An 18,323-nucleotide genomic window follows, 5' to 3' on the forward strand; every position below is an offset into this window, starting at 1 on the left:
CGTGTTAAAAGTAATGAAGTTATTCCTTATAGATGCGTATGCGTTAATTTATCGCTCCTATTACGCCTTCATCAAGAATCCGCGTATCAACTCCAAGGGTGTGAATACCTCCGCCATTTTCGGTTTTATCAACAGTCTGGAGGATGTATTAAAACGTGAGAACCCGACTCATATAGCGGTGGCCTTTGACCCGAAGGGACCGACCTTCCGCCATGAGGCCTTCGAGCAATACAAGGCACAACGGGAAGAGACGCCGGAAGTGATCCGTCAATCCGTCCCTATCATTAAAGAAATCATAGAGGCTTACAATATTCCGATTCTGGAAGTACCCCGCTACGAGGCGGACGATGTGATCGGCACCGTGTCCAAACAGGCGGAGAAGGAAGGCTTCGAGGTGTACATGATGACGCCGGATAAAGATTACGGCCAATTGGTGTCCGAACATATATTTATGTATCGTCCGAAATTCGGAGGCGATTACGAGATCATGGGCGTGCCCGAGGTCTTAAACAAGTACGGCCTCACGAGTACGGAGCAAGTGATCGACTTGCTGGGACTGATGGGCGACGCTTCCGATAATATCCCCGGCTGTCCGGGTGTCGGCGAGAAGACCGCTCAAAAACTACTGACCGAATTCGGAAGTATCGAGAACCTGTTAGCGAACACTGATAAGTTGAAAGGCGCGCAAAAGAAGAAGGTAGAGGAGAACGCCGAGCAAATCCGTTTCTCCAAATTCTTGGCGACGATCAAGACGGATGTCCCTATCAAGTTCGATGCCGCCCGTTGCATTCGTGAAAAGCCAAACGAAGAGCGGCTGACTGAGATTTACACAGAATTGGAATTTAGAACATTTATTAACAAACTAAGTTCTGAGCCGGTCAAAGCCGCTCCGAAAGGTCCCGTTCAAGGCGATTTGTTCGCAATTTTTACGCCCGAGAGTACGGAAGAGCCCAAAAAATCGATTCTCACGGACTTAAAGTCCACCCCCCATAACTATTATTTAACTGATACAGAGGAAAAACAAGCCGATTTAGCCCGCTTTTTATTGGGTCAAGAATTTTTCGCCTTTGACACGGAAACCGACGGTATCGATCCCTTGAAAGCCGGATTGGTCGGAATGTCGTTTGCCGTGAAAGAAAACGAGGCTTGGTATGTCCCTGTTCCCGCCAACTCAGTAGAGGCGGCGAAAGTAGTGGAACGCTTCTCCCCTGCCCTGCAAAATCCGAAATCATTAAAGATCGGGCAAAACATCAAATTCGATATTTTGGTACTTCGTAAATACAACGTGAAGGTAGCCGGTCCTCTGTTCGATACGATGATCGCCCATTACCTGCTGAATCCGGAATTGCGGCACGGAATGGATTACCTAGCGGAGACCTACCTCAAGTACCAGACCGTCCACATCGAGGAACTGATCGGCCCAAAAGGAAAGAACCAGTTATCGATGCGAAACGTACCCGCGGAGCAAATCGCCGAATACGCCGCCGAGGACGCGGACATCACGCTCAAGCTAAAGAATTATTTCGCGCCCGAGTTGAAGAAAGAAGGACTGGAATCCCTCTTCACCACGATCGAGATGCCATTAATATATGTATTAGTGGAAATGGAGGCCACCGGCGTCACGCTAGACACGGTAGCGCTCAAGCAATCCTCCGGAGAATTGACCACATCCATGAACAAACTGGAGCAAGAGGTTTACGAGCTGGCCGGCACGGAATTCAACATCAACTCCACGAAACAGGTCGGCGAGATCCTTTTCGACCGCTTGAAGCTGGACGAGAAAGCGAAGAAGACCAAAACCGGCGGTTACAGCACCAGCGAGGATGTATTGGAGAAACTTCGCAGCAAACATCCCATCATCGGCAAGCTCCTTGAATACCGCGGACTTAAAAAGTTATTAAGTACCTATATCGACGCTCTACCCGAGTTGATCAATCCGCAGACCGGAAAGATACATACCTCTTTCAACCAAGCGGTAACATCTACCGGACGCCTCAGCTCTACCAATCCGAACCTGCAAAACATTCCGGTACGGGACGATCTGGGTCGTGAGATCCGTAAGGCATTTATCCCGGACAATACGGATTGCCTCTTCTTCTCGGCCGACTACTCCCAGATCGAGCTTCGTATCATGGCCCACCTGAGCGGTGACCCGCATATGATCGAGGCTTTCCAAAGCGGAGCGGATATCCACGCCGCCACAGCCGCCAAGATCTACGGAATCCCGGTAGAAGAAGTAACCAGCGATATGCGCCGGAAGGCGAAAACCGCCAACTTCGGTATCATCTACGGTATCTCCGTCTTCGGGCTCGCCGAGCGTCTGGGCATCCCTCGTTCTGAGTCCAAGGAACTGATAGACGGTTATTTCAGCACCTACCCCCGCATCAAGGAATACATGGAGGAGAGCATCAAGGTAGCCAAGGAAAAAGGATACGTAGAGACCATTTTCAAGCGCAAGCGTTTCCTTCCGGATATCAACTCACACAACGCCGTCGTACGCGGCTATGCCGAGCGAAACGCGATCAATGCCCCTATCCAAGGGAGCGCCGCCGATATCATCAAACTAGCGATGGTACGCATTTACGAACGCTTTGAGGAAGAGGGATTGAAAAGCAAGATGATCCTCCAAGTACACGATGAGTTAAACTTCAATGTCTACAAAGAGGAAGCCGAGGAGGTAAAGAAAATCGTGCTGGAGGAAATGGAAAACGTCATGAAACTACAAGTCCCCTTAATCGCCGATTGCGGCGAGGGAGAGAACTGGTTGGAGGCGCATTAAAATAATGCCGGAATTCCCCTTAAAAAAACATGTACGTGTTTTCCGAAAAACATGTACGACTTTTTCCAAAAACACGTACGTGTTTTTTTAAGACCATAACAGCCTAAGTAAAAACAACAGGGTGTCCTAAATCGCCGGAAGCTTTTTAGGACACCCTATTTATTAGTGATTAAGAGGAACTCTTATTGCTTATAAATCTTCTTAGAGATTATTCCATCCGCCGTCTTTATACGTAAGATATAATGCCCGGGAAGTATCGGCAAGGTAGTCGTATATTGTTTCCGGCTATCTATGGTAGTTCCCCAGACAGACGCGCCGTCGTAAGTATAAAGCATCATATTTTCTATCGCCACATCCGATTGAACCGATAATAGGCCGGAAGCGGAATCAAACGCATATTCCAAATCCGAGACAGACGACTCGGTAACCTCATTAGAAACCACTAGCGAACCATCGATCTTTAGGCAGAACGTACGATAGCTTTCACGGATATCCGTATACTTGGTTTCCCACAGCTCACTCAAGTCACCTTGGTAAGTAGCCATTACGGCAAGCATATCACCAATACCCCAATCAAACGAGCCACTATAAGATACCGTCTGGCTCTTCCCTGCCGGAATCTCCAGCCAATTATTCACCACCCAACTGTAATCGTCTATCGAGAGATTAGGATCTCGCACGTAAAGGCCGGCCGTACCTTGGAAATTCGTTTTTTGCTTGTTATAGAAAGTCACCTCAAAGGTAGCGGTCCCACTTTCCGCATCATACTCGACCTTTACAGGATCAGCGGTCAAGCTATTCCGTGCCTGTGAGAAAGAAATAACGCTATCCTTCACATCCAACAAGATATAATCATACGGATGATTTACCGAACGGATCGGACGTAAGATGCTATCTCCTTCCATTCCTCCCAGTACGTACATATACAGAGTAGCCGTAGTATCCGGGATACCTAGGGACTCACAAAGGAAATCTTTCGTTATATAATTACCTAGCTGAAAGTCCGCGATCGTATCTAAAAATGCCGCTTCGCTAACAGGCAACTCCACCGCCTCATTCTCCTCGAAAAAGGCTAATGTATGGACATAGCTCCCATCTTGCCCCAAGTTAAATAGGTTATAAGTAATCGGAAACTTCTCACCAAACTTGATACTTTCAATATCTTTAGTACCCAAAGAACTGATCGTTAACAACTTCACAGGCTTCGAGTCATCAGACGGTTTGCGGATACCCGTGATCATGGCTTGGCGTTCATTGTAAGTACGTAAATTATCGTCAATCGCACCTAACTCAAAATATCCACTACCAAACCAGCCCGTATTTAAATGGAAAAGTCCGCTCCGATTATAGCCATCGCAAACAAATGCCCATTTATAGGCCTGATTATTTTCTCCGCTACCTCCTTCATAATAAACCGGACGTTGAGCGGCTAGTTCCGTTTTCAGCAGATCCGTCCATTCTTTTCCGGAAAAGAAGGTCCTATCATACAATTGTATATTCTTATCATATCCAAAATTATTAATGAAAGCCTTCCGTACATCTTCTTTATTAGCCCCCATATCCCATTCATAATTCATATAGGCAGCCGCTCCACAATGAAAAATCAGCGTGGAAACAGCCTCTATCTCATCCCAAGAGGAAGACTCATCAAGAGTAGCAGGCATATTTTCCCAATCATACGTTGTATGCCCAAAATCAGCGGAAACAAGCAACGTACTTCCCGGATTCTTATAATTTACGTTACCCATACCGCTTTTCGGATATTGATAATAATTCATGATCTGCGCCATAGCGACACCTTCCCCACCCGCAAAAGTTAGAACATCATTGACAACCGGGCACATCTCATTGTAGGGAGCATCATCCTTCCATTCCGTTTTAATCAAAGGGATCACCGCCTCCGGAAACCGTGAAGAAGCCTCAACACTATCCACCGCTAGAGGCATCCCGGACCGTAACGCCTTTACATAATGGATATACATACGCATAAAATTCTCCATCGTAGCGGACAGACCTTTCTCCGGCAAAGACCCCTTATCGGATATACCCAATAACTGCTTTCCACGATCTTCTCCGGATACGATTACAAAACCTTGGTTATCCCCTACGTTATACAGGTAAAGTAAGGCATTCTCCACACTCGAGGAACGTAATTTAGAAGGAGCCTCGATGCCTTCCTCCGTCCCTACGTAGGCCAACTTAAACTCAGGAAAAGAACCGGCCCTCAACACCGAGGTATTCTCCATTGAATACTGTTGCTGGGCAATCCGGAGCGCTTCGGCCGAACCTATCGGATCAGCTGAAAGTGTTTGTACACATAGCGTAGCACAAGCTAACAAAGCCAAGTAGACGTGTTTCATTGACATAAAGTTTTGAATGAATATTAAATACTAATACATACAAAGTTATCAAAAGCTTTCAAATTCTTTCTATACATAGGCAAGTCTCTACGCTAATTCATGCAAGAAAATTATGACAAATTAGCCAAAGGATCAGTAAATCTAATAGTATGATGAGAATCTTGTCTAAATTTCCATATTGATTTCCTACATTTACAGACTTAATGTAACGAAATTATGATTAACACTTTAACATCTTTGCGATTTATATTCGCCATGATGGTTTTTGGGGCGCACTGTTATGTAATAGATAATCACTTCGATATCCATTTTTTCAAGGAGGGATTTGTAGGGGTTAGTTTCTTTTTCATGCTAAGCGGTTTTATTATAGCGTACAATTATCAAAAGAAATTTAGTGAGAATAAGATAACCAAACGCACTTTTTGGGTAGCACGCATCGCCCGTATTTATCCCTTACACTCGCTGACCTTATTGATTGCCGTCGCTTTAGGAAACTATGTAATAGCATCGGGAACTATAGATTGGTGCAAGCATTTCCTCGCCTCACTCACATTGACAAACGCCTATATACCAAAAGACAATTACTTTTTTTCATTCAACAGCCCTTCGTGGAGTTTATGTTGTGAACAGCTTTTCTATATTTGTTTTCCTTTCCTTATAGCATTCACGAAAGACTACAGAAAATTACTTAGCACTTTCTTGATTTGCGCGATATTGAGCGTTGTCGGTATGTATTTTACGCCTTTGGAAAGTATAAAAGGATATTGGTATGTTAATCCAATCACCCGACTTCCGGATTTTATAGCCGGGATGCTATTATTTCAATTATACGACCATTTGAAAACTAAAAACATCACCTCCAGCCAAGGAAGTATCATAGAGATCGCGTCAATAGCATTATTCTTAAGTTTCTATCTGTATGCCGCTGAAATCCCCAAAGTATACCGATACTCCTGCTACTACTGGATTCCCATCGCGTTTATCCTAATAAGTTTTTCCCTGCAAAAAGGTATGGTCTCACGACTCCTATCGAACCGCCTCTTAGTGATTGGCGGAGAAATCAGTTACAGTTTCTATTTGATTCATCTTTTTGTACTGCTCTCTTATGCTAAATGGCAAAAAGAAAGCGACTTTCATATAGACTGGTACATCTCGATCCCGCTTCTATTTTGTGTCATAATCCTGTTGAGCCTGTTTTCTTACTACCATTTCGAGAAGCCTATGAACAAACTCGTTAAAACATTATTAAACAAACAATCGATGAGGCAACCGGTTAAGCATGAAGAGAAAGCCTAAGAAAATAACCGTATCAGCCTAAAATTGATTATCTTTGCGAACTCAAAACAAGTCGCTTGGAGCGACTATATAACAGATTGATAATAAAAAATACGATAATAATATGGCATTACAATGTGGCATTGTGGGACTTCCGAACGTAGGAAAGTCTACCCTTTTCAATTGCCTATCCAACGCGAAGGCACAATCAGCGAACTTTCCGTTCTGTACGATCGAACCGAATGTAGGCGTGATCACCGTACCCGACGAGCGACTGAATAAACTAGCGGAAATCGAACATCCGCAACGAGTGATCCCCACCACCGTAGAGATCGTGGATATCGCCGGATTGGTGAAAGGAGCGAGTAAAGGCGAGGGACTGGGCAATAAGTTCTTGGCTAATATCCGTGAGACAGACGCTATCTTGCACGTATTGCGTTGCTTCGACGACGATAATATCGTGCACGTGGACGGACGTGTAGACCCGGTCCGTGATAAGGAGATCATTGACTATGAGCTTCAGATCAAGGATTTGGAAACGATAGACAGCCGTATCGCCAAGGTGCAAAAACAAGCGCAAACCGGAGGTGATAAGCAAGCCAAGATCGCTTACGAGGTACTTTGTAAATACAAAGAGGCTTTAGAACAAGGAAAAAGCGCACGTACCGTTTCTTTTGATACGAAAGACGAGGAGCGCATTGCCCACGATTTATTCTTGCTGACGGATAAACCTGTCATGTATGTTTGTAACGTGGATGAGGCTAGCGCCGTAAATGGCAATAAATATGTAGATGCCGTACGTGAGGCGGTTAAAGACGAAGATGCCCAGATTTTAGTAGTCGCCGCTAAGATCGAGAGCGAGATCGCTGAGTTCGATACCTATGAGGAACGCCAGATGTTCTTACAAGAGATCGGATTGGAAGAGTCTGGCGTAAGCCGTTTGATTAAATCGGCTTATAAATTATTGAATCTGCAAACCTTCTTGACCGCCGGACCGGACGAATGTCGTGCGTGGACGTTCCATAAAGGCTGGAAAGCTCCTCAATGCGCCGGTGTTATCCATACGGACTTCGAAAAAGGATTTATCCGTGCCGAGGTGATCAAGTACGAGGATTATATCGCTTATGGCTCCGAGGCTGCTGTTAAAGAGGCCGGAAAGATGAGCGTTGAAGGTAAGGAATATGTTGTGCAAGATGGAGATATCATGCATTTCCGTTTCAATGTATAAAGAGTAATCGAAATAAATTATATCTTTGAAACCGGGTAAAATAGCGTAAAGCTAATTTTACCCGGTTTTCTTATATCCTTTAAATCTATATGTATATGAAACGTTTTCTCAATTCTGTACTTTGTATGTGTATCGCCGTTTTTTGTACGCATGCCCAAAAAAAGAATGTGACTAGTGTGCTGGAAGTGATGGACATTACGACCGGGCAACGTTCCGTTGTCAAGGAATTCCCTTTTTTAATCGAGGCACCTAACTGGACTCCGGATGGTAATTGGCTTGTATATAATAGTGGAGGAAAATTATATAAGCTCTCTCCGGAATCTCCGGGCGAGCCGCAATTAATCAATAGCGACTATGCGACCCGTTGCAACAACGACCATGTGATCTCTGCGGATGGCAAACAAATAGCGATCAGTAACGGAACAAAAGAAGATGGTAAATCGCGTGTCTATACCCTGCCTTTCGAAGGAGGTGTTCCCCGGTTGATTACCCCACTCGGTCCTAGCTACCTACACGGGTGGAGCCCCGACGGAAAACAACTCGCTTATTGCGCTGAAAGAAACGGTAATTTTGATGTTTACGTCATTCCTTCCCTAGGCGGAGAAGAAAAACGTCTTACGACAGCCGAAGGTTTGGACGATGGCCCCGAATACTCACCTTGCGGACAATATATCTGGTTCAACTCCGTACGTACCGGGCTTATGCAAGTCTGGCGCATGAAAGCGGATGGTTCCGAACAAACCCAAATGACATTCGATGAGACCCGTAATTCTTGGTTTCCCCACATCTCTCCGGATGGAAAACAAATCGTTTTCATCACCTATACAAAAGGAGATCTGGAACCCGGACAGCACCTCGCCAATAAAAACGTAGAGTTACGCCTTATGCCGGCCGAGGGCGGAGAACCTAAGACTTTAGTCAAACTATTCGGCGGCCAAGGTACCATAAACGTAAACTCTTGGGCACCCGATAGCAAACGATTCGCTTTCGTCAGCTACCGGTTAAATTGACTCGTTCCCGTCTCTCCTGTATTCGGAAGGAATAACCCCCGTCTGCTTAATAAACGCACGACGGAACGTACTGATAGAATGGAAGCCCGAACGTTCGGCTATCTCTTGTATACTGGCCAGAGGTTCGGCTTCCAATAGACGTTTACTTTCCTCTACCCTGAAATGGTTTACGTAATCCGAGAAGGAACAACCTAGTTCTTTATTAAACAATTGGGATAGATAAGAACGGCTCATCGGGAAGATCCGCTGTAAATCCGTTAAGCGCAAATCTTCCCGTAGATAGGGCTTTTCACGTTCAAACCACGCCTGTACTTCCTCAACATACCTTTGGCGTATGATGCCTTTCTGTTCCTCACTACCTTGATCATCATCCGTATCCTCCTCCAAATCGGGTAATCCCCATCCGCTCTCGAATGTGTGATCCAAATGGATAACCTTTAGGAACAAGGCCTTATAAAAGAAATAGTACCATAAAACCAATAAAAACGTTTTGTCGATTACATATAGGCTAACCCGATCCGTAAACAACAATACCAAATAAAAAATATACATAGAAGAAAGGATCAGCATGGTCTTTTTCAACCAGTCCAGATCATAATCTTCCGGGTCCGATACATTTTCCCTTAAATACACCTTAAATCCCTCACTATAGCGCAAGATCAGATAAATAGGAACGATCATATACAGAAGCGTGAAAAATAAAATCAAAAGCCTTATAACCACATCCAGATTCAAGGTATCGAATACCTCGCCAAAAGAGTTATAACGATGAATATTTCCACCGGATAGCCGGTAAATCAAAAAAGAAATACCCAATACCCATATCGGACTGGTAAAAATAAAGAAACGGCGAACGGTCATATAGCAAGGTCGTAACACTTCTATCACGTAACAAGCCAATGTAGCTACCACAATACATCCCATAATCAGCACATCCGGATGAAATATCTCTTTTGAATCCTCTAAATACAGGTTAACCGATACTCGTACCGCCGCTAAAAACGCCCATAATAACATACTCCACCCCAAAATCTGTTTTGCCCTATTCTCACGGGCCCGTAGTAGCAGGGTAATACCACCAAAAACACAAAAGCCTAATATCTGTAAGCTTAGTAGAAACTGAATTTTATCCAACATAATAACACTACCTCCTATCTATTAAACAATACGCCCCCCGAATGTTCTTTTTGACCCCTCAGTTAACAATATGAACGCCTTAGACAATTTGAACGATCTAATTTTATACGATTTCACCGACGTTTTAGACCGTATGCACCTCCCTTTCCCCTTAACCACCCGATATTTGCATCCAGAAGTTTCACACAAAAATAAGTAAAATAATGAGAAATTTAGTACTCTTTACCAGTATGATTTTAAGCTTTTGGGGTTGCTCCAACGACAAAGACTTCGGAGGTCTTGAGAATATCGGCTGGAATGAAAAACCACTCCAAATAACGACTCGTATCCTAACTACAAAATCCACCAATTTTATACAAGAATTTAAAGAAGGCTCTATGCTCGGACTACAAATCACGTCCGGTACAGTCGACGATTTATACAATGGCATATCCACTTATAAAAACGTAAGCGTAAAAGCTTATAGAGTGAATGGAAAAATCCGGTGGCAACAGAGTCCGGAAGTGATCCTCGACTCTAATGAAGCTACGATATACGCATATTATCCATATCAAGAAGATATAAATTTTAACGCCCGGCAGATACCTGTTAAACTGGCCCCGAACGCATTGGAGACCGATGATTATATGTATGGAACCCATGCGATCGGACAAAAAGCAGTCAACAGTACCTCGCCACTTGTATTACTCAGCATGAATCATGCCCTATCGCTTATATCTTTCCAGCTGAACCTAAGCAAAGGCAAGACAGGTGCCTTTATTATAAGTTCCGTTCAAGTAGGAAATAAGCCCGGTGGAACAACTTTAGTCAGCGAAGGAACCCTCGATATCACGACAGGCGATATCATCGGTTCTACCGCCCGTAGCACGTCCGCATCCACGGTATTATCCTTGACGAATCCAGTTACCCTCATCAACGAGAAATATTGTGATCCTATGCGGCTCATGGTAATTCCACCTTCCGGCACGATCGGAACCGGAGACGTGGAGACCTTATTCACGATCAACGGAGAAACCTACAAATTTGACATACCCGCTAACACCCAATGGGAAAAAGGGAAAAAATATTTATATAAGCTAAGCTTTAACGGAAGGTCGTTACAATTGCGAGACGTCTCTATCACAGACTGGTTACCGGGTAACGACGAAGGATTGATTGGCAATATCATGTAAGTTTTTTATGTTGTGGTTATTAAGGTGTAATGCCGTGGCAAGCTTTGATCCGTTTGCCACCGGCAACTACACTGAAAATAACAATTGGCTCTATCATTCCGGCGAATTAGACCATCGGCGTCACTACCCGTACGATGTGTTTTTCACTCAGCCGACTCTATATATTCTCTCAATAAGAGAAACAACGGGTCTCGTCCAAATACCCTTTTACATTCAAGGGCTATCATTCCCTCTCAACTTATCGCCAAAAACACTCTTCTATTTGACTATTACAAGAACGAGACCCGTTTAATAATATCTTTATATCTCTTGGATATATTGATTATTATAGTATACAATAAAGCAGGTTACTTTGCGTATTAAGAGGATAAAACAATCGTTACTATATAATATATAAAAATATCATTTTATAACAGGAATGATAATTAATAGTAATAGAATAATAAACTATATTGGCTCAAATGTTTATTGTTTGAAAGGTTCCATTAAAACATTAGACAAAATGAACAAATTATTATTAATTACGATCTTGTTAATCATCTTTACCGGATGTCATGAAAATCAGCAGTGGATGTCCAAAGAGAAATCAACCACACGAAAGTCAGTTCTTGAAATGACCACCCGGTCCTATACGGCAGGTTCTTCAGTATTCACCGAAATTCTGCCCGAAGGGTCCGAAATAGGATTATTTATAACCTATGGTAATCAAGACAGTTTATATAAAGGCGCATCTCTTTATAAAAACGTAAAATCAAAGGCTGTAGGCTCATCAAAAGGTTCTTTAAAATGGAAACAAACACCGCAGGTATTCCTCAGATCTAATCGACCAGTCATGATCTACGCTTACTCACCTTATAAAGTACAAATACCGTTAGATCCCACTTCCATACCGATCAAAATATCCCCAATCGCGGCGGAAACCCCCTTTTATAAATATGGGAGGCTCTCGCAAGGTCAAAAAGAGGTTAACCGTAAATCTCCGCTCGCGAAACTCTCCATGAATTACGCGTTATCACTTCTCTCTTTCGAAATATATCAAGATTCGAACATTAACGGGCTATTCAAGCTAACCTCCATACAGATCGGTAACCGTGCGGGAGGTAATACCTTGCAGTATACCGGCACAATGGATATCGTAACCGGAAATATCAAAGGAACTCCCGGGGCACACAAGGCCACTTTACTTACAATAGATCCATCCGTAACTTTACGACACGCGAAAGCGGAGGAGCAAAATATCCGTATAGTCCCTACCTACTCTCCTATCCGGGAAAAAGAAGTTGAGGCGATCTTTACGATCAATGGGAAGACTTACAAATACATCATTCCGGAAGGCACCTGTTGGAATAAAGGATATAAATACTCATACAAATTCTACTTCGATGGTAAGGAGATTAAGTTTCACGACTTAGTTGCCTGCATTTGGATACCTAAGTTGAATAAAAAATAATTCTTTTTTTGCCTATTTTTGTAACAAACAAATCCCTTATCCCGTCTTCTTTGTGAAAGCCCCACTCTAAGGCGCACGGACGAAGGGCTATCCAAAAACATAGTATTAACGAAAAAGTCAATTACAATGAAAAGATTACTAGCGTTACTGGCCATCCTCCTTATCAGCCAAGTAGGATACGGGCAGCAGAAGATGGATCAATTATTCAATGCTTTCCGGGGTGAAAGCGATGTTACTTCCGTAAATATCGGAAACATAACGATGAAGCTAGCCAGCCTGTTCACCGAGACAATGGGAGTAAACGGTATAGAGATCCTTGAATTTGATAATTGTGCCCAAGAGGTGAAAGACCGACTGTCTACCGCCATACGGAACCTGAGAGATCCTGATTACGAGACGATGGTCACGGCAAATGAAAGGGACAGTCGCACGAAAGTTCTTGTCAAAATAAAAGAGGATATGATCCGTGAACTGGTCATATTCACGACAGGAAACGACAATGCGTTAATCCGTATCAAAGGAAAGATCAGCCCGTCCGATCTAGACCGGGTAATCAATGAGCACAAAACTGGAAATCATTAAGGGCGATACCGATGGACGTTGATGTTTTTAAACAACGGTTCCTTCCATTTCATCCTAAACTCTATCGAATCGCTTATGCCTTATTAGACAATAAAGCGGATGCGGAAGACATACTTCAAGATGCCTATTGCAAATTATGGAATAAAAGGGATGAGCTGGGAGACATCCAGAATCCGGAAGCATTTTCCATAACATTGGTCAAGAATCTTTGTCTGGATTTCCTGCGCTCGCCTAAAGCAAGCCGAAGAGACAACGAAGAGGCATTGGAGACCGTTCTATTAACGACCGACTCCTCGCCGGAAAAGGAACTGGAAGAAAAGGAGGATATCCGGCATATACAGGAACTGATCGAGCAGCTCCCCGAGAACCAGAGGCAGGTAATCCGCCTGCGTGGTATTGAGGATTGTTCCTATGAGGACATTGAACAGATTACAGGGCTTAGCTCCTCTAATATAAGAACATTACTTTCCCGGGCACGCAAATTGATCCGGGAGAAACTAGAAAAAGCAAGTTGTCATGGATGATAAAAAGATAGATGAACTAATAAACAAGGCACTCCAAGAGGATTTAGCCTTACCGGAGGGACTTTCCGAAAGGCTGGAACGACGAATCGACTTCCTAGCCCAAGAAGAGGTATCTCCCCGAGTCTCACGAAGACGTTCCTTCTATTGGATAAGCGGAATCGCCGCCGCTATTCTTGGCGCCCTATTCCTCATCTTCACGGAGACAAATCGTCCGGCTCCCACTATGGCCGATACCTTTACCGATCCTGAAGAGGCAGCTGTCGTAGCCCAAAATGCCTTGGCGTTCATGTCTAGGAATTTAAACAAAGGTCTCGGGCAGGTCAATGAAGCCGGTCAAGAGATCACAAAAATAAACAAGATCGTAAATAAACATTTAAATGATTAATACAATGAGACTCAAACAACTATATACAATACTGCTTCTCTGCTGCGTGAATATCTGTTTTGCCCAGAACAAGCTTTTCGACAAATATGCGGATATGGACGATGTTACTTCCGTATATATCTCCAAGAAGATGTTTCAGATGATGCCGGTCATGGAAACCGCCGGACTCAACCTTGCCAATCTGAAAGGGAAAATAGAATCCCTGCAAATACTCACCACCCAAAAAGCGGATTTGAGGGAACGAATGCGAGGGGAGCTCAAAGCCTTGATCGGAAAGGACCATGAGGAACTCATGCGAGTAAAAGACGGAAAGACCAAAGCCAATTTCTACGTCAAGCAACAAGGAGAACTGATACAGGAGTTGATCATGATAGCCGACATGGACGATGGGGGTTTCAGCGTCATGCAATTGTTAGGGCGTTTTACGCTCCAAGATGTGCAGGAAATTACCAGTGAGATCAACAAATAATTAGGATAATTTCGTGAAAACCATCGGCTTTTTATAGTATCTTCACCACCATAAGTTAAACAAAAATCATACGCGTATGAAAAGATTCATTTTTACAGGGATAATCATCCTGTTTGTTATGGCTGGATGTGGAGGCGACCATTCATCGACCGATGGTCTTATAACCGTGGATGTAAACGATAGTTATTCAACCAAAAAAGAGTTGGTCCTTCAAGACTTCATGGATGTGGAGTATATTCCGCTGGAAACAAACGATGAGTTTATCAATCGGGCATGCGTGCAGGCGGTTGGCGAGAAATACATAATCGTGACAAACTTTTACGATGATGGCAATATTTTCGTATATGGCCGGAACGGAAAAGCTATTCGCAAAATAAATCGCAAGGGACAAGGTGGAGAAGAATACGTGTCTATGAGATCGGTTTCGTTAGATGAAGAAAACGAAGAGATTTTCGTAAATGATTTTCATGCGAAAAAGATAAGGGTTTATGATTTGGAAGGAAATTTCAAACGAAGTCTGAATCAAAGAAGCGAGAAAAGTTCGTTTTACGTGGAAATGCTTGATTATGACAAGGACAACTTGATTTGCTATGATAAGTTTAATTTTGAGGTACCGTTCTTGCTTGTGTCGAAGCAAGATGGAAGTATAACGAAAGAAATCACGGTTCCATATAAAGAGAAGCAATTATTCCATATCGTTGAAAGACTTTATGATAAAGGAGAAACAAGAGCAGCTGGACCAGGTCCGTATAACAGTATAATTCCTTTTAAGGGTAATTGGATTCTATTTGAGGCCTCTGCAGATACGGTCTACACCTTAATGCCTGATTACAGTTTGCGCCCGCTTATCGCACGAACACCCCCTATCCACACCATGGATCCGGGCGTTTTCGTCGTCTTAAGATTGATTTCCGATCGTTATTATTTCATGGAAAGCGTAACGAATATATATGATTTTAACACAGGAGAAGGTTTCCCGAGAAAGTACTTCGCATACGATACGCAAGAAAAGAAATTTTTCAACTATATCACATACAACGATGATTATTCTTATAAGAAAGAAATCTATATGGTGACATTTCCTCCCATCAATTCAAAAGGCGAATTGTGTTCTACCATCAATGCTTCCGATCTTTGCCAGGACTATAAAAGGGGAAAGCTGAAAGGCAAACTAAAAGAGGTAGCCGCGACATTGGAAGAGGATGACAACCGGGTGGTAGTGTTGGTGAGACCTAAAAAGTAAATGCCATCGTTTCACGAACAATGCGGTTACGTTGCCATAGAAATGATGACGCATAAAAACCAATCATAGGTAGTACCTCTGCCGATCAAGCGGATCATTAGAGAAGGGTTCTAGCTTAGAGCTATTTCCCAGTAATAATCCGCTTAATCTCACTCAGTTTATTTAAAGCTTCCAAGGGGGTAAGATTATTCACGTCCAAGTTCTTGATCTCATCCCGTACTTGGCTCAACACCGGATCATCCAACTGGAAGAAACTCAGCTGATACCCCTCGGCGGCAGAGGCGATCGCTTTTACAGGCTTACCCCCGATGCCTTCCTGACGATTCTCGGACTCCAACTGCTTCAAGATTTCATTCGAACGCTTCACGATGCTCTTGGGCATACCGGCCATTTTCGCCACGTGGATACCAAAGCTATGCTCGCTTCCTCCCGGTATCAACTTACGCAAGAATATCACCTTATTCCCTACTTCCTTGACCGATACGTTATAGTTCTTGATCCGCTTAAAGGCACGCTCCATCTCGTTCAGCTCGTGGTAATGGGTAGCGAACAGCGTTTTCGCCTTCGCATTCGGGTGCTCATGAATATATTCCACGATCGCCCAAGCGATCGATATGCCATCGTAGGTACTGGTACCCCGCCCTAACTCGTCGAAAAGCACCAAGCTCCGGGAAGTCATATTATTTAATATATCGGAAGCCTCATTCATCTCGACCATAAAAGTAGACTCACCCACCGAGATATTATCCGAGGCGCCTACACGGGTAAATATCTTATCCACGATACCGATATGGGCGCTCTCGGCCGGAACAAAGCAACCGATTTGCGCCATGAGCGTAATCAAGGCTGTCTGACGCAATAAGGCGGACTTACCGGCCATATTCGGACCCGTGATAATGATGATCTGTTGTTTCTCGTCATCCAGATAGACATCATTGGCGATATAAGGTTCTCCCAAGGGCAGTTGTTTCTCGATTACCGGGTGGCGACCTCCCTTTATGTCGATCTTGTCGGAATCACTCACGACCGGACGGATATACTTATTCGCCTCCGCAGCCTTGGCGAAAGATAAAAGGCAATCGATACGCCCGATCAAGTTCGCGTTCATCTGGATAGGCGGAATATATTCCGTCAAGGCCAATACCAGCTCATTGAAAAGGCGGGTCTCCAGAGCAAGGATCTTTTCTTCCGCCCCTAATATCTTCTCCTCGTATTCCTTCAACTCCTCGGTAATATAGCGCTCGGCGTTCACCAAGGTCTGTTTACGGATCCAATTCGCCGGGACTTTATCCTTATGGGTATTACGTACCTCTATATAATAGCCGAAGACGTTGTTGAAAGCGATCTTCAAGCTTGGGATACCCGTCAATTCGATCTCACGCTGCTGTACCTTCAACAAATAATCCTTGCCGGAATAAGCGATGGCACGCAAGTCATCCAATTCCTCGTTGACACCCTTCGCTATAATTCCTCCCTTATTGACCAAAGAAGGGGGATCGTTATTAATCTCTTTCTCAATTCGGTCGCGGATCAAAGCGCAAGCGTTTAATTGCTCCCCGATACGGCATAAACTAGGCTCCTCACTCGCCATACATGCCTCCTTGATCGGCTCGATCGCACGAAGCGCGACCTTTAGCTGAACCACCTCACGAGGAGATACACGGCCGACAGCCACCTTGGAGATAATACGTTCCAAGTCGCCGATCTGCTCCAACTGCGTATCCAGCAACTCCTTTGTCTCCGGTTCACGGAAGAAATAATCCACGACCTCTTGGCGTTCTTGGATCGGTTTTACATCCTTTAGCGGGAATAGTATCCACCGGCGAAGCATACGAGAGCCCATCGGCGAGATCGTCTTATCGATCACGTCCAACAAGCTTGTTCCCTCATCGTTCATCGTACCCACCAGTTCCAAGCTGCGTACCGTAAACTTATCCAAGCGGACGTATCGATCTTCCTCGATACGAGATAAAGCGGTGATATGGGAAATATGCGTGTGCTGGGTCTGGTCCAGATAATACAGAATCGCCCCGGAAGCGATAATACCTAATTTCAGATGTTGTACGCCAAAACCCTTCAAGTTCTTCGTCTCGAAATGCTTCAACAGGCGATCCTCGGCAGCCGAGGTCGTAAAGATCCAGTCATCCAGCTCAAAGATAAAGAAACGAGGACCGAAAGCCTCCTCGAAACGTTTCTTGTTTCCTCGTTCGATCAAGACTTCCTTCGGGGAAAAGTTATTGAGTAATTTGTCGATATAGTCTATAGAACCCTCCGCCGTCATAAACTCGCCGGTAGAGATATCCAAGAAAGAGATACCACATACCTCCTTGGCGAAATGGATAGAGGCCAAGAAATTATTCTCTTTATGATTCAGTATATTATCATTGATGGAAACACCGGGAGTCACCAATTCCGTAATACCCCGCTTCACCAGTTTCTTCGTCAACTTAGGGTCTTCCAGCTGGTCGCAAATAGCCACACGCTTTCCGGCCCGCACCAACTTCGGCAGATAAGAATCCAAGGCATGATGTGGAAATCCCGCCATCTCGACATGCTGCGCCACGCCATTCGCACGTTTGGTCTGTACGATACCCAGTATTTCCGCGCCAATCACGGCGTCCTCGCCATACATCTCGTAAAAGTCTCCAACCCGGAATAAAAGGATAGCGTCCGGATGTTTCGCTTTTATATCGAAATACTGCTTCATCA

Annotated in this window: 14 protein-coding genes; 11 read left to right on the forward strand and 3 right to left on the reverse strand. The window is 44.2% G+C overall.

Features of this window, described 5'->3' with window-relative positions:
* Positions 1 to 13 precede the first annotated feature (13 nt).
* Positions 14 to 2,779: a DNA polymerase I gene (gene polA / locus ACYIA1_RS15850; protein WP_480335833.1), complete on the forward strand. Its 2,766-nt coding sequence runs from the start codon at positions 14 to 16 to the stop codon at positions 2,777 to 2,779.
* A 182-nt stretch (positions 2,780 to 2,961) separates the two neighbouring features.
* Here the strand turns inward: polA and ACYIA1_RS15855 are convergent, their stop codons facing one another.
* Complete coding sequence (locus ACYIA1_RS15855; protein ID WP_480335835.1) at positions 2,962 to 5,139, reverse strand: C10 family peptidase; 2,178 nt, start codon at positions 5,137 to 5,139, stop codon at positions 2,962 to 2,964.
* A gap of 216 nt (positions 5,140 to 5,355) precedes the next feature.
* Here ACYIA1_RS15855 and ACYIA1_RS15860 point away from each other — a divergent pair, with 216 nt between their 5' ends.
* The 3 genes from ACYIA1_RS15860 to ACYIA1_RS15870 all read left to right on the forward strand — a co-directional run bounded on the left by ACYIA1_RS15860 (position 5,356) and on the right by ACYIA1_RS15870 (position 8,652).
* On the forward strand, positions 5,356 to 6,435 hold the full coding sequence (locus ACYIA1_RS15860; protein ID WP_048926928.1) for an acyltransferase family protein: 1,080 nt from the start codon (positions 5,356 to 5,358) through the stop codon (positions 6,433 to 6,435).
* 103 nt (positions 6,436 to 6,538) lie between these two features.
* Positions 6,539 to 7,642: a redox-regulated ATPase YchF gene (gene ychF, locus ACYIA1_RS15865; protein ID WP_005863784.1), complete on the forward strand. Its 1,104-nt coding sequence runs from the start codon at positions 6,539 to 6,541 to the stop codon at positions 7,640 to 7,642.
* A 95-nt stretch (positions 7,643 to 7,737) separates the two neighbouring features.
* Positions 7,738 to 8,652 carry a TolB family protein gene (locus tag ACYIA1_RS15870; protein WP_008773214.1) on the forward strand — a complete coding sequence of 305 codons (915 nt, stop codon included), beginning with the start codon at positions 7,738 to 7,740 and terminating at the stop codon, positions 8,650 to 8,652.
* Here the strand turns inward: ACYIA1_RS15870 and ACYIA1_RS15875 are convergent.
* Positions 8,644 to 9,789: an AraC family transcriptional regulator gene (locus ACYIA1_RS15875; RefSeq protein WP_005860425.1), complete on the reverse strand. Its 1,146-nt coding sequence runs from the start codon at positions 9,787 to 9,789 to the stop codon at positions 8,644 to 8,646. The two genes, ACYIA1_RS15870 and ACYIA1_RS15875, sit on opposite strands and share 9 nt — an antisense overlap.
* Positions 9,790 to 9,992: 203 nt before the next feature.
* Here ACYIA1_RS15875 and ACYIA1_RS15880 point away from each other — a divergent pair, with 203 nt between their 5' ends.
* From ACYIA1_RS15880 to ACYIA1_RS15910, 7 genes are all read left to right on the forward strand, one after another.
* Positions 9,993 to 10,961, forward strand: coding sequence for a fimbrillin family protein (locus ACYIA1_RS15880; protein ID WP_005860423.1), 969 nt, complete (start codon positions 9,993 to 9,995; stop codon positions 10,959 to 10,961).
* 502 nt (positions 10,962 to 11,463) lie between these two features.
* Positions 11,464 to 12,411: a fimbrillin family protein gene (locus ACYIA1_RS15885; RefSeq protein WP_048926929.1), complete on the forward strand. Its 948-nt coding sequence runs from the start codon at positions 11,464 to 11,466 to the stop codon at positions 12,409 to 12,411.
* Between the two features lie 126 nt (positions 12,412 to 12,537).
* The gene (locus tag ACYIA1_RS15890) at positions 12,538 to 12,993 is read left to right on the forward strand and encodes a DUF4252 domain-containing protein (protein WP_048926930.1); all 456 of its coding nucleotides are present in this window, start codon (positions 12,538 to 12,540) and stop codon (positions 12,991 to 12,993) included.
* An 11-nt stretch (positions 12,994 to 13,004) separates the two neighbouring features.
* A complete protein-coding gene (locus tag ACYIA1_RS15895; protein WP_005863772.1) occupies positions 13,005 to 13,517 on the forward strand; it encodes an RNA polymerase sigma factor in 513 nt (170 codons plus the stop codon).
* Positions 13,510 to 13,902, forward strand: coding sequence for a hypothetical protein (locus tag ACYIA1_RS15900; RefSeq protein ID WP_048926931.1), 393 nt, complete (start codon positions 13,510 to 13,512; stop codon positions 13,900 to 13,902). The genes ACYIA1_RS15895 and ACYIA1_RS15900 overlap by 8 nt, the downstream gene beginning before the upstream one ends.
* Positions 13,895 to 14,371, forward strand: a complete 477-nt coding sequence (locus ACYIA1_RS15905; protein WP_081024254.1) for a DUF4252 domain-containing protein — start codon at positions 13,895 to 13,897, stop codon at positions 14,369 to 14,371. The genes ACYIA1_RS15900 and ACYIA1_RS15905 overlap by 8 nt, the downstream gene beginning before the upstream one ends.
* Positions 14,372 to 14,447: 76 nt before the next feature.
* Complete coding sequence (locus ACYIA1_RS15910) at positions 14,448 to 15,614, forward strand: 6-bladed beta-propeller (RefSeq protein WP_048926932.1); 1,167 nt, start codon at positions 14,448 to 14,450, stop codon at positions 15,612 to 15,614.
* A gap of 121 nt (positions 15,615 to 15,735) precedes the next feature.
* Here the strand turns inward: ACYIA1_RS15910 and mutS are convergent, their stop codons facing one another.
* Positions 15,736 to 18,321 carry a DNA mismatch repair protein MutS gene (mutS, locus tag ACYIA1_RS15915; protein WP_154398188.1) on the reverse strand — a complete coding sequence of 862 codons (2,586 nt, stop codon included), beginning with the start codon at positions 18,319 to 18,321 and terminating at the stop codon, positions 15,736 to 15,738.
* Positions 18,322 to 18,323 lie beyond the last annotated feature (2 nt).

The organism is Parabacteroides sp. KHUB-02, from assembly GCF_056640955.1.

Coding starts and splice junctions, on each gene's coding strand:
- ACYIA1_RS15855 (WP_480335835.1), bottom strand. CDS start 5,139: ATGAAACACGTCTACTTGGCTTTGTTAGCTTGTGCTACGCTATGTGTA.
- ACYIA1_RS15895 (WP_005863772.1), top strand. CDS start 13,005: ATGGACGTTGATGTTTTTAAACAACGGTTCCTTCCATTTCATCCTAAA.
- ACYIA1_RS15880 (WP_005860423.1), top strand. CDS start 9,993: ATGAGAAATTTAGTACTCTTTACCAGTATGATTTTAAGCTTTTGGGGT.
- mutS (WP_154398188.1), bottom strand. CDS start 18,321: ATGAAGCAGTATTTCGATATAAAAGCGAAACATCCGGACGCTATCCTT.
- ACYIA1_RS15885 (WP_048926929.1), top strand. CDS start 11,464: ATGAACAAATTATTATTAATTACGATCTTGTTAATCATCTTTACCGGA.
- ACYIA1_RS15890 (WP_048926930.1), top strand. CDS start 12,538: ATGAAAAGATTACTAGCGTTACTGGCCATCCTCCTTATCAGCCAAGTA.
- polA (WP_480335833.1), top strand. CDS start 14: ATGAAGTTATTCCTTATAGATGCGTATGCGTTAATTTATCGCTCCTAT.
- ychF (WP_005863784.1), top strand. CDS start 6,539: ATGGCATTACAATGTGGCATTGTGGGACTTCCGAACGTAGGAAAGTCT.
- ACYIA1_RS15900 (WP_048926931.1), top strand. CDS start 13,510: ATGGATGATAAAAAGATAGATGAACTAATAAACAAGGCACTCCAAGAG.
- ACYIA1_RS15905 (WP_081024254.1), top strand. CDS start 13,895: ATGATTAATACAATGAGACTCAAACAACTATATACAATACTGCTTCTC.
- ACYIA1_RS15875 (WP_005860425.1), bottom strand. CDS start 9,789: ATGTTGGATAAAATTCAGTTTCTACTAAGCTTACAGATATTAGGCTTT.
- ACYIA1_RS15870 (WP_008773214.1), top strand. CDS start 7,738: ATGAAACGTTTTCTCAATTCTGTACTTTGTATGTGTATCGCCGTTTTT.
- ACYIA1_RS15860 (WP_048926928.1), top strand. CDS start 5,356: ATGATTAACACTTTAACATCTTTGCGATTTATATTCGCCATGATGGTT.
- ACYIA1_RS15910 (WP_048926932.1), top strand. CDS start 14,448: ATGAAAAGATTCATTTTTACAGGGATAATCATCCTGTTTGTTATGGCT.